11 protein-coding genes are annotated in these 14,770 nt (G+C 66.0%); 4 read left to right on the forward strand and 7 right to left on the reverse strand.

All coding sequences use genetic code 11. The features are described 5' to 3' along the window. Nucleotides 1-23: 23 nt before the first annotated feature. Together C665_RS00595 and C665_RS00600 are read right to left on the reverse strand one after the other, a co-directional pair. Nucleotides 24-2,423 (reverse strand): serine protease, encoded by a 2,400-nt coding sequence (locus C665_RS00595; RefSeq protein ID WP_083854661.1) that lies wholly within the window; start codon nt 2,421-2,423, stop codon nt 24-26. Beyond that, the gene (locus tag C665_RS00600; protein ID WP_004265655.1) at nt 2,420-4,234 is read right to left on the reverse strand and encodes a serine protease; all 1,815 of its coding nucleotides are present in this window, start codon (nt 4,232-4,234) and stop codon (nt 2,420-2,422) included. The genes C665_RS00595 and C665_RS00600 overlap by 4 nt, the downstream gene beginning before the upstream one ends. 484 nt (nt 4,235-4,718) lie before the next feature. Between C665_RS00600 and C665_RS00605 the strand changes: the two genes are divergently transcribed. Next, nucleotides 4,719-5,339 (forward strand): tyrosine-type recombinase/integrase, encoded by a 621-nt coding sequence (locus tag C665_RS00605; protein ID WP_004265658.1) that lies wholly within the window; start codon nt 4,719-4,721, stop codon nt 5,337-5,339. Nucleotides 5,340-5,888: 549 nt separating this feature from the next. Here C665_RS00605 and C665_RS00610 read toward each other — a convergent pair. From C665_RS00610 to C665_RS00630, 5 genes are all read right to left on the reverse strand, one after another. Beyond that, entirely contained in the window at nt 5,889-7,097 is a 1,209-nt protein-coding gene (locus C665_RS00610; RefSeq protein ID WP_004265661.1) for an IS91 family transposase, read from the reverse strand. A 7-nt stretch (nt 7,098-7,104) separates the two neighbouring features. After that, nucleotides 7,105-7,980: a tyrosine-type recombinase/integrase gene (locus C665_RS00615; protein WP_004265662.1), complete on the reverse strand. Its 876-nt coding sequence runs from the start codon at nt 7,978-7,980 to the stop codon at nt 7,105-7,107. 286 nt (nt 7,981-8,266) lie between these two features. Beyond that, entirely contained in the window at nt 8,267-8,710 is a 444-nt protein-coding gene (locus C665_RS00620; RefSeq protein WP_004265663.1) for a DUF411 domain-containing protein, read from the reverse strand. Nucleotides 8,711-8,826: 116 nt separating this feature from the next. After that, a complete protein-coding gene (locus C665_RS00625) occupies nt 8,827-10,230 on the reverse strand; it encodes a heavy metal sensor histidine kinase (protein ID WP_004265664.1) in 1,404 nt (467 codons plus the stop codon). A 2-nt stretch (nt 10,231-10,232) separates the two neighbouring features. Continuing rightward, nucleotides 10,233-10,913 (reverse strand): heavy metal response regulator transcription factor, encoded by a 681-nt coding sequence (locus C665_RS00630; RefSeq protein ID WP_004265665.1) that lies wholly within the window; start codon nt 10,911-10,913, stop codon nt 10,233-10,235. A 186-nt stretch (nt 10,914-11,099) separates the two neighbouring features. Between C665_RS00630 and C665_RS00635 the strand changes: the two genes are divergently transcribed. The 3 genes from C665_RS00635 to C665_RS00645 all read left to right on the forward strand — a co-directional run bounded on the left by C665_RS00635 (nt 11,100) and on the right by C665_RS00645 (nt 14,766). Further along, nucleotides 11,100-11,549, forward strand: coding sequence for a hypothetical protein (locus C665_RS00635; RefSeq protein WP_002943433.1), 450 nt, complete (start codon nt 11,100-11,102; stop codon nt 11,547-11,549). Nucleotides 11,550-11,932: 383 nt separating this feature from the next. Beyond that, entirely contained in the window at nt 11,933-13,345 is a 1,413-nt protein-coding gene (locus C665_RS00640; protein WP_037983064.1) for a TolC family protein, read from the forward strand. A 17-nt stretch (nt 13,346-13,362) separates the two neighbouring features. After that, the gene (locus C665_RS00645; RefSeq protein ID WP_004265677.1) at nt 13,363-14,766 is read left to right on the forward strand and encodes a multicopper oxidase family protein; all 1,404 of its coding nucleotides are present in this window, start codon (nt 13,363-13,365) and stop codon (nt 14,764-14,766) included. Nucleotides 14,767-14,770 lie beyond the last annotated feature (4 nt).

The raw sequence follows: 14,770 nt of genomic DNA on the forward strand, positions 1-14,770 counted from the left end.
TGAGGCTGCCAGGCCCCTATCCTCTAGGGGCTCGGCAAGGCGGTGGCGCCCGGCAAGCCCGCGGCCACCGCCTGCGCTCGAATGTTGCTGGCCGTTTTCGGGTCCTTTGTACGCAGCCGAGCGAACGCCAATGCAGCTCGCTGTGAGTCACCCGTCATTAGATTGGCTAGGGTTGCAATGCCCAGCGCAACAGGCAGTTCAGGCTGCCGAGCAAGGATGGTCTCGGCATACGCGCGCGCCTTCGCCGCATCACGGATGCCAAGGTAGGCCTGGGCGAGATAAAGCTGGGCGTCGAGCGCCTGCGGCGCGAGCGCTAGTGCCTTTTCCAGCGCGGGAATGGCACGGCCAACATCGCGGTTGCGCAGATGAGCATGGCCGAGGTTGATCCAGGCATTGGCGAGCTTTGGATCGTACAGCACGGCCTGCTCGAGGATCGACACGGCGGCGGCCGGCTGGCCACGCAACAGAAGGATGTAGGCCTTACTGCTGAGCGCATTGGCGTTGCGCGGGTCGCTTGCAAGGGCCCGATCGAGGTAAGCCAGGGACTTGTCGAGGTCGCCGTTGCGGCCGTGGAAACCTGCTAGGTTAGCGAGCATGCGCGAGTGTCGGGGATCCATGCGTTCGGCACGTTCGAAGGCTTCCAGCGCCTCGCTGCGGTCGCCGAGTCTCCCGAGGAGATCGCCGAGGTCTGCCAGATCCTCGACTCCAGCTTTTCCCAGCGCATCGACGCGTCGATAGGCCGTAGCCGCAGCGCGCAGATCCTGTGCCGTGATGCTGTGGATCGCCAGCGTGCGCCAGGCGCGCGGCTCGTCCGGCGCAAGCTCGGTCAGATGGCGGGCATCAGCCACTGCGCCCGCTGCGTTGCCACGCCGGGCACGCAGCGCTGCGCGCTCGAGGCGCGCTTCGAAGAGTGTCGGATCAAGCTCGAGCGCACGCTCTAACACCGTCGCGAGCTCGTCGTCACGCAGTGTTCGCGCCAGGGTCATGCCAAGCTTTTCCCACCCTTCCGCAAAACCAGGGTCGGCGGCCACCGCCTTGCGGAAAGCGTCCTCGGCGGCGGCGTACCGCTGACGGTTGTAGTCGGTGATGCCGAGTGCGAGCCAAGTGGGCGCATCGGTCCTCGCGTCGCCACGTCCAGTGGCGAGTGCACGATGGGCCTCATCGGCGCGCCCCGCCTCGGCCAGGAGTCGGGCCAGTGCGTTGCGCGCCTCCTCGCTGTTCTGGTTAAGGTCGAGCGCGGTTTGGAAGGCGCGTTGCGCCGCGTCGGAGTCGCCGAGCGCACGGCGGATGCTGCCGAGCAGATTCCAATAGCCGTAAGAGAAAGGGTCGAAGGCGAGTGCGCGTTCGATGTTGGACAAAGCGGCTCGAGCATCGTCAGCCTTGAGCAGCCAGTGCGCACGCGCCGCGGCTACGCTCGCATCGCCGGGCTGGAGGGCCTCTGCGCGCGCCAGTGCCTGCTCGGCCTCGGCATGACGCCCGGTTTCATAAAGGGTAATGGCGAGGACGCGCCAGCTCTCCGCGGAGTGCTCATCGAGGCGGAGCGCCTCACGCAGTGCGGGCTCGGCGTCCTTCGGTCGTCCAAGACGGACTGTCGCGCGCGCGAGCTCCTGGTGTGCGCGTGCGGAGGTCGGCTGTGCAGAGATCCAACGGCGTGCATGGCTTTCGAGCTCCACCCACCGCGCCGCAGCGCCCAGGGCGACGGCATCGGCAATCCATTGCGGTTCCGCAGCGGGGACGTCGGACGGCGGCGGCGGAGCTACGCTGCGATCGGCGAGTTCGTTGATCCAGTCCGCCGGCAGCGCCAGGTTGAGGTTCTGGCCGGCACTGAACACACTGGTGGTCAAGCCCACCAGTCGGCCCTCGGCATCGAACAGCCCGCCGCCGCTGGAGCCCGGAGACTGTGCGGCGCTGCTGAGGATCAGCCGTTCGCCATCCACGGTCGGGAAGTGTGAGACCAGGCCGCTCGTCACCGCCAGGCCGAAGCCCAGGGGATTACCGACTGCATGCACGCGCTCACCCGGTAAGACGGTCGCCAGCGAGCGGATGCGCACCGACGGCGCCTGCAGTCCGTCGACCGCGAGCACGCACAGGTCACGGCTGCGATCGGCTTTGACCCAGCGTGCCGATAGCTCAGCGGCACCATGTTGTACCTTCAGCCGGTCCGCATCGCGGACGACATGGCAATTGGTCGCCACGTGCCCACGGCTGACCACCACGCCACTGCCTTGACCGCTAGCGGTCCCGCCATCGACTTCTGCGATGACCGTCACCACCGACGGTGCGACTCGGGTGAACACCGGCTGGGCGTCGTCGGCCGCAGCCGCCGGGGCAGCGGAACAGACCGCGAGGAGGAGCAACAGCGCTGGGGCCGGAACGTGACTCGGAATGCAGGCACAGCGTGTGGAAACGAGACGGAGTTTCATTGCGGGCGGGCCTCGTCGGGGTGGATGGTGGCGAGATAGGCGCGCTCGGCCATGGCGGCATCCAGGCTGCGTAGGTTGCCGTGTGCGCGGACGAGGTCGGCACGGCGGCCCGCTGCGCGGTACAGGATCATCAACGCATTCCACACCCGTGGCTGGCCTGGATCGAGTGCAAGCGAGCGCTCGAGCGCCTCAATTCCCTCGGGTGCCCTGGCTGCGAGCACTTGCGCATAGCCGAGCTGGCGCCAGATCCGCGGTTCGTTCGGATAAGCAACGGACAGATCGCGGTTAATCCGGATCGCTTCATCGAGATGGCCTCCATCCTTCAGTGCGACCGCCAGCCAGTAGCGATGGTCGGGATCGTCCGGAGCGATCCGTACCGCCTCGCGCATTGCAGCGATAGCCTCGGGGAAGCGTTCCAGCACGAAGAGCGCTTTGCCGAGCTCGGTCCACGCACGGGCCGGCTCGGACGGCCCCTTCGCCAGGCTGGCACGGAACAGCTCGCTCGCCGCCTGTGGCCGACCCAGCAGCGCAGCGGTTGCGCCGCGCCAGAACAAGCCGTCGGCGCTGTCGGCAAGCTCTGACGGGAAGCGGGCGAGCAGCTTGTGGGCACGCGTACCATCCTGCGCGAACAGGAGCGCTTCCACCAGGCGCCAGCGCAGTTCTGGCCGTGAGGGGTAGAGGCGAACCAACCTGCTCCATCCTTCCGCGGCTACTCGATGGTCGCCGCGCTGGCCGGCAAGCGAGATCAAACCCAGATGGGCGGACATTTCCCACGGATCGAGCGCAAGCGCCTTGCGGTAGGCCGTTTCTGCCTCGCTGACGCCACCACTACCATGGTGTGCCTGGCCGAGCAGCGACCACGCTGCGGCGCTTTCGGGACGGGTTCCGACGAGCGCGGCGGCTGCTTCCCGCGCCTCGGCGAAGCGCTGCTGACGAAGCAGGGCTCCGGCTACACCAAGCTCAGCCACCGTCATGCTACCCGCCCGAAGTACCGCATGGCGCCAAGCAGCCTCCTCGCCGACGAAGTCACCTTGCATGCTGGCTGCAACCGCTCGCCAAGTCCAGCCGTCAGCATCCTCCGGGTAAAGCCGCGTCCATTCCATAGCCAGGCGGACGAGCGCTTCGCCGTCCCCTACACGCGCCAGCCGCGGCGCACGGTCGCGCAACGACTGGAGCGCCGTATCAGTGTCGTGGCGCGCTTCAATCATGCTTGCCCAGGCCGCCGGCATAGCGAAATTCACGTTCTGGCCTTCGCGCTGGCGATAGTCGATGACGCCAATCAACCGGCCCTGTTCGTCGAGCAGCGCCCCACCTTCAGAACCAGGAGAGACCGGCGCGGAGAACTGCAGCAACTCGCCGCGCTCGCCGCCACCGAGTCCCGAGATCACGCCTTCAGTCAAACCAACGCCGAAGCCGAGCGCATCGGAGAGCGCGTAAATCCGTGATCCGACGCGGGGCTGTGCGCCCGCTGGCGCTACAGCCAAAGTCCGCGCATTCGCAGACGCGCTCAGCAGGCAAAGGTTACGCCCGCGATCCCGCGCAATCACGCGGGCGTCGACCGTCCGCCCACCTGCTTCGGCCAGGCGGATCGCATCGCTGCCGTCGAGCGGGCTACACAAGGTCACGAAGCGCTCCGTGGCGACCGCAATCGCGCTGACGGTGCCGATGGGCGCGCCTTCGGCATCGAACGTCCGTACCGTCAGCACGCCGTCGCGGACGGCCGTGAACAGCACGCTGGGAGCTAGAGAGCTCGCATGACTAGAGACAGCCACTCCGAGCGCCAGAGCAGCCAGCAAGACAATGCGCAACATATGGGAGCTCCTGAAATTGCGGCCCGGCTCTCGAACGCGATGTGACGAAAAAGCGTGGGCACCGATCCGTAGATAATGACAAGTGCAGGTGACGGAATATCGCACGATAATGAAGAAGACATGAAGCGGGACACGTCCCGGGAGATTGCCAGCTGCCGACCAGGATCGGACTGGTGAGCAGACCGTTTAGGGGATAGGTGCGTCGTGATCAGGCAAATTGAACCCTTTTGTCTAACGGCTGGATGCCACCCCCAGCAACGGCGCGGTTTCGAGCCCGTCCTTCTTGCCGTACTTTGGACAAAACGAACATGGGGGAGCTGACCGTCTGGCAGCAACCCAAGTGGAGCGGTCGTTCGAGCGGCAACTCTACCTGCGGACAGGACGGCAGGTCATGGCCGATAGTACGCTGTGGGCATCTTCCCCGATAGCCGCCGCACGCCACGGGCTCAAGAATCAGACTCCGATCAACAGCAAGGAGTTTGTCATGGAAACCCGAGAACATCCGCATCGGGAAGCCTGGAACAAGGGGAAGCTGGTGGGCCAGAAGGCACCGCTCAAACCCAAGGACATCTGGGCCATCCGTATTCATCTGCAGAACGCGCACGAAGTCCGTGACCTCGCCATGTTCAACCTCGCGATCGATAGCAAGCTCCGAGGGTGTGACCTCGTCAGCCTGCGGGTGCGCGACGTGACCCATGGAAACCAGGTGCTCTCACGCGCCATGGTCGTGCAACGGAAAACGCAGCGGCCTGTGCAGTTCGAACTGACCGAGCCCACGCGTACGGCTGTGGCTGCCTGGATCGCGAAGGCCGGCCTGAGGGCGGAGGACTTCCTCTTTCCGAGCCGCCTGCACGACTCACCGCATGTCTCTACCCGTCAGTACGCGAGGATCGTCGAGCACTGGGTGGTGGCCGCCGGCCTCGATCCGTCCGCCTACGGTACGCACTCGATGCGACGCACGAAGGCGACATTGATCTACAAGCGCACGAAGAACCTGCGGGCGGTGCAACTCCTGCTGGGTCACTCCAAGCTCGAGTCGACGGTGCGGTACTTGGGCATCGAGGTCGATGATGCCTTGGAGATCTCCGAGCAGATTGAGATCTGAGCCCGGCGCGGCTGCCCGCCAAGCGCCATTTGCCGGCGGGCGGCTGCTTACGGTGATGATGCTGAGGGGGTACTATCGGCCAACTGCTGTCGGTCGTGGTTACATTTCGATTTTAAGAGGCGGGGCCAGCCCCAATCCGCTTGAGTGGCCGGTTTAGGGCGGCGAACTTTGACCCCTGCACTGGCTCGACCTGTTCAGCTTTGTTCGACGCCTGCCCCTGCCTCGCGGCGATGAAGGTCCGACCCAGGTCGGTGGGCAGGCGTTGGACAAAGCCCGGGGGAGGAAACCGCGAAACGAGGCGAGGCCGTTCAGTCGGGGCGTGGCGCTATGGGCATTTGAGCGCCGCCCAATCGTGCAGGTACGCGATGTGCGTGGTGCTGCGCCAGGCGCCGCGTGTTGCGTGAAGGCGTTGCCCGCCCTCGGTTGCGCGGGCGAGGTCCGCGCGGCGCGGCTTGTGATGTGAATGCCAGTGGCGGGCGCAGCGGGTCTTGACCAGGCCCGTCCGAACGGGTGCTGGCGGAAGGCTGCGGGCGTGGAAGCGATGCCCGATCATGAGGTCACCCCACGGAGTGGTGGCGCGCGGATCGTCGCACCCCGAGCAAAGGTTTCGATCACGCGCATCACCGATCCACAGCAGCGACACACGAAGCCGGTGGTGGGCGTGGTCGACAGCGCGGTGGCTTCCGGCGCCGAGGCGATGGTGCATGGCTCGTCTGGAGGCGTTGCGCCAAGCAGTTCCCGCGCACGTGCCAGGTGCTGCCGCCGTCCCGCGTTGGCGAGCAGTCCGTAGTGCCGGATGCGGTGGAAGCCGCACGGCAGCACGTGCAGCAGGAAACGGCGCATGAACTCCCCGGCGGTGAGCGTCATCGTCTTGTGGCGGGTGCGCCCCTCGGCGCGATAGTCCTTCCAGCGGAAGGAGACGCTGCCGGCGTCGAGCGACACCAGGCGACGGTTCGAGATCGCCACCCGATGGGTGTAGCGCGACAGGTAGGCGAGCACCGCCTCGGGGCCGGCGAAGGGCCGCTTGGCATAGACGACCCATTCGCTCGTGCGCAGCGGCGCGAGCCAGCGCAGGAACGCGGCCAGTTGTGCCAGCGGGGCGAACTCGCCGAAGAAGCGCAGCACGCCGGCGTGATGCGCCTTCGCCAGCTCTTCCAGGAAACGCCGCCGGAACAGCCGTGAGAGCACGCGGACCGGCAGGAAGAAGCCACGCCGGCAGGCAATCCAGCGCTGCCCGTCGGCCGACAGGCCGCCCCCGGGGACGATGCCGTGCACGTGCGGGTGGTGCGTCATCGCCGAACCCCACGTGTGCAGCACGAGCGTGGCGCCGATCGTCGCGCCGAGGTGCTTCGGGTCGGCAGCGATGGTGAGCAGCGTCTCGGCGGCGACCTCGAACAGCAGCCGATAGACGAGCGCCTTGTTCGTGTAGGCGAACGCGCTGATCGGCGCCGGCAGCGTGAAGACCACGTGGTAATACTCGACCGGCAGCAGGTCCGCCTGCCGGGCCTCGAGCCAACGCTGGGCAGCCCGCGCCTGACACTTCGGGCAGTGCCGGTTGCGGCACGAGTTGTAGCTGATGTCGATCTGCTCGCAGGCCTCACAGCGCAGCACATGCCCACCCAGCGCCGCAGTGCGGCACTGTTCGATGGCCGACATGACCTTCAACTGCCCGAGGCTCAAGTGATCGTGCTGGGCGAGACGCCACGCCGGCCCGAAGGCGCGGAAGATGTCCGCGACCTCCAGTGCGGAGCGGACCACGATGCGCCTACGCCGACTGCAAGGTCTCCAGCGGACTGACGACTTCGCGCAGCAGGTCGGTGGCGACCTGGGTGTAGATCACCGTGGTGTCGAGTTTCTTGTGGCCGAGCAGCGCCTGGATGATGCGGATGTCGACCTTCTGCTCGAGCAGGTGGGTCGCGAAGCAGTGGCGAAGCGTGTGCATCGACACCCGCTTGTCGATGCCGGCCGCCAGGGCGGCGGCCTGAACAGCGCGATTGAGTTGGCGCGGGCTCAGTGACTCGATCGGGTTGAGGCCCGGGAACAACCAGCCGCCATCGAGCATTTTGCCCTGCGCCCGGGCGACCCGCCACCACACGCGCAACCGCTCCAGCAGCAGGGGCGAGAGCATCGCGTAGCGATCCTTGCGGCCTTTGCCTTGCTCGACCCGCAGGGTCATGCGCCCGCTGTCGACGTCGCTGACCTTGAGCGAGACCACTTCGCTCGCTCGCAGTCCGGTCGCGTAGGCGAGCGACAGCGCCGTCTGGTGCTTGAGATTGTTGCAGGCGGCGATCAGGCGCGCGACCTCCTCGCGGCTGAGCACCACCGGCAAGCGCTGCGGCAGCCGGACCGGCTGCATTCGTGCCATCAACTCGCCGCGTTGAAGCGTGATATCGAAGAAGAACTTCAGCCCGCTGATGGCGGCGTTGAGCGACATCGGCGAGGTGCCGGTATCGACCAGGTGCAACTGGTAGTTGCGCAGGTCCTCCACCGTGGCGCTATCGGGCGCGCGCCCCAGATAGCGCGTGAACCGGCACACCGCACGGATGTACGCACTCTGCGTCTTGGGGGTGAGCTTGCGCATCCGCATGTCGTCGAGCATGCGCTGGCGCAAGGGGCTGACGGGACGAGTCGGGGTGTCCATGGCTTGCTCCTGTCGAAAATGAGGCCGATTGCCTCATCTCCCACCATGGCAAGCCCGCTGCCGATGGAAACCACGAACTTCGATGCTCGTCACGAGCGGTCCAGCACACCCCTACCGCGCGAGCGGTTTAGTCCTCCGGCCATTTGCTGCCACACATGGTAGTAGCAGAGTCGTCATTCGAGCGACCGGTGAGATCCGAAACCAGCCCTAGAGCGAGCTGAGGCCAGCGTGGTTCGTAAGTCGGCCGGCACTGCGCTCATAAAGTCGATACTCACCAGCTCTGCCGTCAGTGTCGGGCAAAAACCCTCGCGCTTCCGTCAAGCCCGACCAGAAGCGTCTCATAGGGTTGCGGGGTCGAGGTCTCCATGCCGGGCGACCCCTGCGGCATGCCCGGCGTAGCCAGTCCGATGGCCTTTGGGGACTCGGAGAGAAGCCGTCGGATGTCGTCCGCAGGGACGTGCCCCTCGACGGAGTAGGAACCGACCTTGGCCGTGTGACACGAGCCGTATTGGTCCGGCATGCCCAGTGCCTCGCGGGCTGCGGGGACATTGTCGACGTCTTTCGTCACGACATCGAAGCCGTTCTTTCTCAGGTGCTCGACCCATTTCCCGCAGCACCCGCAGTAAGCGCTCTTGTAGACCTCTACACGTACGGGCCCCTGCGCAAACCCTGCGCCGCTCATGATCATCAGGCTTGCCACGAGCCCGCCGAGCAAAGTTTTCGTCTTCATGTTCGTCTTCCGGTTGATGGCGTCGAGGCATAGTTTGGCGTTTCGAGCCCAACGGGAAGCTGACCTCAAAATTACATTTCCGTCAGACAGCCGGGACTCCGGTCGACTTTGCAGCATCAGGAAGGCGATGAGGCTTCATTGCGAGGCAAGGTGATCGTGAAGCAGGTGACACCTTCAGCGGAGCGCGCAGTGATGTGACCCCCGTGGGCCTGCACGATGGAACGCGTGATCGCAAGTCCGAGCCCTGCGCCTTCACCGCGAGACTCGCGCTGGGCGCTACCGCGATGGAAGCGTTCGAAAATCCGTTCGATCTGATCGGCGGGTATCGGGTCGCCGACATTGCAAACGGCGAGACGGACGCCGGCTGCGTCCGCGTCGACCCTGATCGTGATCTGTCCATTTTTCGGTGTGTGACGAAGCGCATTCGAAATCAGGTTCGACAAGGCGCGCCGCAGCATCAGGCGATCACCCTGAACGCTCGCTTGGCCTTGGCGCACGATGCGGACTTGGCCCTCTTCGGCCAAGGCTTCGTAGAAATCGATCAGCGCATCCGCCTCGCGGGCCAGGTCGATCGCCTCGCCCGCGTGCGCGAGGGTGTTCTCCTCGGCCTTGGCGAGGAACAGCATGTCGCTGACCATGCGTGCGATGCGCTCGTATTCCTCGAGGTTCGACGCCAGAATGTCCTGATATTCGTCGAGCGTGCGTGGCCGCGACAGCGCGACCTGGGTCTGGGTCATCAGGTTCGAGATCGGCGTACGCAGTTCGTGGGCAATGTCCGCCGAATAGTCACCGAGGCGCTGGAAAGCGGCTTCGAGCCGAGCGAGCATGCCATTGAAGGCTTCGACGTGGTCGCGCACTTCCAGCGGCGCATCATCGATGGCGAGACGCTCGCCGAGTTGCCGTGCCGACAGCCTACGGGCGGTTTCGGTGACCCGGCGCAGAGGGGCGAGGCCCCGGTGCGCCGCAAACCAGCCCAATAGCGCCGCCGCCAATGCCGCCACGACGACGCCCGCCCAGGTGGCGTTGTGCACCGACGCGAGGAAATGGACGTGATGCGACAGATCGAGTGCGACCAGCGCCTCGATCGTTTGCTCCTTCGACCCAAGGCTCGGTAGCGTGATTCTGGCCTCAAGCCCTCGATGGGGGCGCTCGTCGACCGTCCAGTCAGCCAGCCCACCCGAAATGCGCTCGCCTGCCCGCTGAGCAGCGGTGAAATGCTCGGGATGGATGATGTACAGGACGCGCCCCTCGACGTCGCGTAGCAGGACACCCACGCTCTCGTGTCCAACGAAGGAACGTTCGAGCGCCTCAACGCGTTCCGGTCGGCCCCCAGTCGCAGCAACATCTTGCAGCGTGTTGCGGATGAGCGAGACCTTTCCCTGCAACTCGTGCATGTCCAGTTCCTGGAAATGCGCGTCCAACATGCGCCCAAAGAGTACCGCCACCAGCACGAGCAGGCCCGCAGCGAGGACGGCAAATAGTGTTGCCAGTCTCGCCGTCAGCGAGTGAATGCGGATCATCGTCAGATCGGCTCCATCGCCTCAAGCACGTAGCCCATACCCCGCACGGTGTGGATCAGCTTCGGCTCAAAGGGGTCGTCGACCTTTACGCGCAACCTGCGTACGGCAACTTCGATCACGTTCGTGTCGCTGTCGAAGTTCATGTCCCACACCTGCGAAGCGATGAGTGAGCGGGGCAATACTTCACCCTTGCGTCGCAGGAGCAGTTCAAGCAAGGCAAACTCCTTGGCGGTCAGATCGATGCGCTGCCCGCATCGGTTCACCCGGCGGCGAAGCAAATCGAGCTCCAGGTTCGCTGAGCGCAGGGTCTCCGGTTCGTGGTTTCTTCCCCTGCGCAGCAGCGTGCGAACGCGCGCGAGCAACTCGGAAAACGCGAAGGGCTTGACCAGGTAATCGTCGGCGCCGAGCTCAAGACCACGGACCCGATCCTCAACTTGGTCACGGGCAGTCAGGAACAACACGGGGGTCTCACGACTGCTGCGACGCAGTGTTTGCAGGATGCCCCAGCCGTCCAGCCTTGGCAGCATCACGTCGAGCACGACCAGGTCGTAGTCACCGTTAAGGGCGAGGTGGAGCCCATCGAGGCCATCTCTTGCAAGGTCGACGACGAACCCGGCTTCGGTGAGCCCCTGGCGGAGGTAGTCGCCGGTCTTCACTTCGTCTTCGACGATCAGAATTTTCATTGTTTTGCTCCTACGCGCTTCGTGCGGCCTGTGACCGATTTTGCTCCCGGGGTGCTGGATAACGCCCGGGCTTACAGAAATGTAATTTCCGGGTCAGGCCGACGACAGGCAAGCGGGCGCAAGATGCTCTGCGTGGCACAGCGTTCCGTACCGCGACGGAACCCCGCAAACAATGGGAGATCGATCATGAAACTGCGTTTGTACCGTCTCGCCGGGCTCATGCCCGTCGTCGCTCTGGCTGCAGCCCTGCATGGCAGCCCGGTCGTCGCTCAGACGACCGATCCGGCGCAGGCCTGGCCGCCCGCAGCGAGTGTCCCCGCGCTTCAGGAACGTATGAAGTCGATCCGTGCCGAGACCAACCCGGAACGTCGCATGGCCCTGATGGAAGAGCAGGTCAAGGCCCTGGAGGCTGCATCGCAGGGCACCCCCGCTGGTTGCCCGATGATGGGGGGGCAGATGGGGGCTGGTCCGATGATGAAGGGTAGTGGCCCTGGACCCGGGGCTGGACCCATGGGCGGCATGATGATGGATCCCAAGCTCATGCAGGAGCACATGAAGATGATGCAAGAGCACATGGGCATGATGCAGAACATGATGAAGATGCACCCGGCCGCCAAGCCGGCGATGCCCAACTGAGCATTGAGACGCGGAGCGGCGAGTTCGTCGGTCGCTCTGCGTCCGGTTCAACACAAGACCAACAAAGAGACATTCCCCATGCAGAGACGAATCATCCACCTCGGTGGAGGATTGGCCGTCGCCGTGGCGCTCGTGTCGGGCGCGCAGGCCGAGTCCTCCTCGCCATCAAGCCCCGCTGACCCCGCGCTCGGCGCGACCCAGACTGCCCCAGCGAGTGAGCAACCCAAGCCTCAGCCCCTTCCGGTCTATCGCTCGCCCCTGAACGAATATCGGCCCTACCGTGTCGATGAGCCCCTGCGGTCGTGGAAGGATGCCAACGACGAGGCCAGACGCCTGGGCGGGCACATGGGCCACCTCGCGCCGTCGTCGAAAGGGGGCGAGCGATGAGAGGCAGTCTCCCCATATCCTTGCTGGCTGCTACCGTGCTGACCGGGTGTGCCAGCGTTGCGATCGATGAGAACTTCGCCGAGGTTGAGCGCTTTGCGCGCGAGCAGACGGGCAGCGAGGTGCGCTGGCTGCGCTCGGACCCCGAGCGCGAGGCGATGCGCACCGAGGTCGATCGGCTGCTGGCCCAGCCGCTCGCAATTGACGACGCGGTGCGCATCGCGCTCGGCTACAGCCCGGCCTTCCAGTCCCTGCTGGCGGAAGCCGCCGTGGCCTCGGCGGATGCGACCGGTTCCGCTCGCATCGGCAATCCGGTGTTCACCTTCGAGCGGTTGTTTCGCTCGGGCGCCGAGGGGCGCGAACTCGACATCGGCCGTTCGCTCGGCATCTCGCTGTTCGACCTGCTGTTCCTGCCTGCACGGCTGGAGCAGGCCGAGTTCCGCCAGCAGCAGACCCGGCTGCAGTCTTCGATTGCGCTGTTGAGCACCGTCACGGAGGTGCGCCAGGCCTGGGTCGATGCGGTCGCGGCGCGACAGGTCGCGCACTACCGGGAGGAAGTGGCCACGGCCGCTGGTACCGCTGCCGAACTCGCGCGTCGGATGCAGGCCACGGGCAACTTCAGCCGCCTGCAGCGCGCCCGCGAGCAGGCGCTGGCCGCCGAGGAGACGGCCAACCTGATCCGCGCCCGTCAGAACGCCACCGCCGCGCGCGAGGCGCTGATCCAGCGCTTGGGGCTGACCCCGAGCCAGGCGCAGGCGCTACGCCTACCGGATCAGTTGCCGGCCTTGCCCGAGGCGCCGATCGATGAAGCGACCGCCGGCGCGGCGCTGCTCGACAACCGGCTCGATGTGCGCATCGCCCGCACCGACCTCGAGCGTACGGCGAAGAGCCTGGGCCTCACGCAGGTGACCAGCGTGGTCAACGGCCTGCATGTGGCCGGCGTGCGCAACAGCGAGACCGGCGAGTCGTCGCAGCGCGGCTTCGAAGTCGAACTGCCGCTGCCCCTGTTCGACTTCGGCGATGCGGCCCGCGCCGGCAGTGAGGCCCGCTATCTCTCAGCCTTCAACCGCACCCTCGAGGTTGCCAATAACGCCAGCTCCCAGGTCCGCGTGGCCTACGAGGGCTACCGCAGTGCATACGACCTCGCGCGCCACTACCGCAGCGAGGTGGTTCCACTGCGTCAGAACATTACCGAAGAGTCGGTGCTCCAGTACAACGGGATGCTGATCGGCGTGTTCGAGCTGCTTGCCGCTGCGCGGTCCCAATCGGCCAGCGCGGTGCAGGCGATCGAGGCCGAGCGCGACTTTTGGCGCGCCGAGGCGGCGCTCAAGGCCAGCCTGCTCGGCCAGCCGATCGCGCCGCTCAGCCTTCAATCGGGCGCATCGCCGGCAGAAGCCGGCGGTGGCCACTGACATCTCCGGAGACGTTCATGACCACCCGACGCAGCTTTCTCGCCGGGGCGGGCCTCTTGGCCGCCGCCGGAACCGTCAACCGCGCCGCGCTCGCCGCGCTGCCCGAACCCGTGATTCAGACCAGCGCCGCGACGGCCGCGCCGCTGACACCACCCAATGGCCGCCCCTATGATCCGGTCGTCACCTTGAACGGCTGGACCGCGCCCTGGCGCATGCGGAACGGAGTGAAGGAATTCCACCTCGTCGCCGAGCCGGTCGAGCGCGAGATCGCGCCCGGCATGGTGGCGCGGCTGTGGGGCTACAACGGCCAGTCGCCCGGGCCGACGATCGAGGTCGTCGAGGGCGACCGTGTGCGTATCTTCGTCACCAACCGCCTGCCCGAGCACACCACCATCCACTGGCACGGCCAGCGCCTGCCCAACGGCATGGACGGGGTCGGCGGCCTCAACCAGCCGCAGATCCCGCCCGGCAAGACTTTCGTCTATGAGTTCATCGCCCGTCGCCCTGGTACCTTCATGTACCACCCGCACGCCGACGAGATGGTGCAGATGGCGATGGGCATGATGGGTTTCTGGGTCACGCACCCGCGCGAGGCGCACCCGCACATCGCGCGCGTTGACCGCGACTTCTGCTTCCTGCTCAACGCCTACGACATCGAGCCGGGCAGCTACGTGCCCAAGATCAACACCATGCTCGACTTCAACCTGTGGACCTGGAACAGCCGCGCCTTTCCCGGTATCGACTCGCTCAACGTCAGGAAGGGCGACCGCGTGCGGGTGCGCATCGGCAACCTGACCATGACCAACCACCCCATCCACATCCACGGTCACGAGTTCGAGGTCACCGGCACCGACGGCGGGCCGACGCGCCCTGAGTCGCGCTGGCCCGAGGTCACCACCGACGTTGCGGTCGGCCAGATGCGCCAGATCGAGTTCATCGCCGACGAGGAGGGCGATTGGGCGATGCACTGCCACAAGTCGCACCACACCATGAACGCGATGGGGCACGACGTGCCGACCATGATCGGCGTCGACCATCGCGGCCTGGTCGAGGGCATCCAGAAGCTGGTGCCCGATTACATGCTGATGGGCGAGCGCGGCATGGCCGACATGGGCGAGATGGAGATGCCCCTGCCCGACAACACCCTGCCGATGATGACCGGGCAGGGGCCGTTCGGCGCCGTCGAGATGGGCGGCATGTTCACCGTGCTCAAGGTGCGCCGCGAGCAGAAGCGGGGGGACTACCGCGACCCGGGCTGGTTCAGGCATCCCAAGGGGACGGTGGCCTACGAGTGGACGGGCGCAGCGCTGCCTGAACCCGCTCGCGGCGACGCGGCGGGCGCCTCGAGCATGCCGCGTACAGCGGGCGGACCGCCTGTCGAGATGGCCGTACGCAAACCCACTGGCCATCAAGGTCATTGAGGTC

It is taken from the genome of Thauera aminoaromatica S2, assembly GCF_000310185.1.
Classification (GTDB): domain Bacteria; phylum Pseudomonadota; class Gammaproteobacteria; order Burkholderiales; family Rhodocyclaceae; genus Thauera; species Thauera aminoaromatica.

What these genes read in the sequence shown, in the direction of transcription:
- C665_RS00595 (WP_083854661.1), bottom strand. Translation starts at nt 2,423, where the DNA reads ATGAAACTCCGTCTCGTTTCCACACGCTGTGCCTGCATTCCGAGTCAC.
- C665_RS00600 (WP_004265655.1), bottom strand. Translation starts at nt 4,234, where the DNA reads ATGTTGCGCATTGTCTTGCTGGCTGCTCTGGCGCTCGGAGTGGCTGTC.
- C665_RS00605 (WP_004265658.1), top strand. Translation starts at nt 4,719, where the DNA reads ATGGAAACCCGAGAACATCCGCATCGGGAAGCCTGGAACAAGGGGAAG.
- C665_RS00615 (WP_004265662.1), bottom strand. Translation starts at nt 7,980, where the DNA reads ATGGACACCCCGACTCGTCCCGTCAGCCCCTTGCGCCAGCGCATGCTC.
- C665_RS00620 (WP_004265663.1), bottom strand. Translation starts at nt 8,710, where the DNA reads ATGAAGACGAAAACTTTGCTCGGCGGGCTCGTGGCAAGCCTGATGATC.
- C665_RS00625 (WP_004265664.1), bottom strand. Translation starts at nt 10,230, where the DNA reads ATGATCCGCATTCACTCGCTGACGGCGAGACTGGCAACACTATTTGCC.
- C665_RS00630 (WP_004265665.1), bottom strand. Translation starts at nt 10,913, where the DNA reads ATGAAAATTCTGATCGTCGAAGACGAAGTGAAGACCGGCGACTACCTC.
- C665_RS00635 (WP_002943433.1), top strand. Translation starts at nt 11,100, where the DNA reads ATGAAACTGCGTTTGTACCGTCTCGCCGGGCTCATGCCCGTCGTCGCT.
- C665_RS00640 (WP_037983064.1), top strand. Translation starts at nt 11,933, where the DNA reads ATGAGAGGCAGTCTCCCCATATCCTTGCTGGCTGCTACCGTGCTGACC.
- C665_RS00645 (WP_004265677.1), top strand. Translation starts at nt 13,363, where the DNA reads ATGACCACCCGACGCAGCTTTCTCGCCGGGGCGGGCCTCTTGGCCGCC.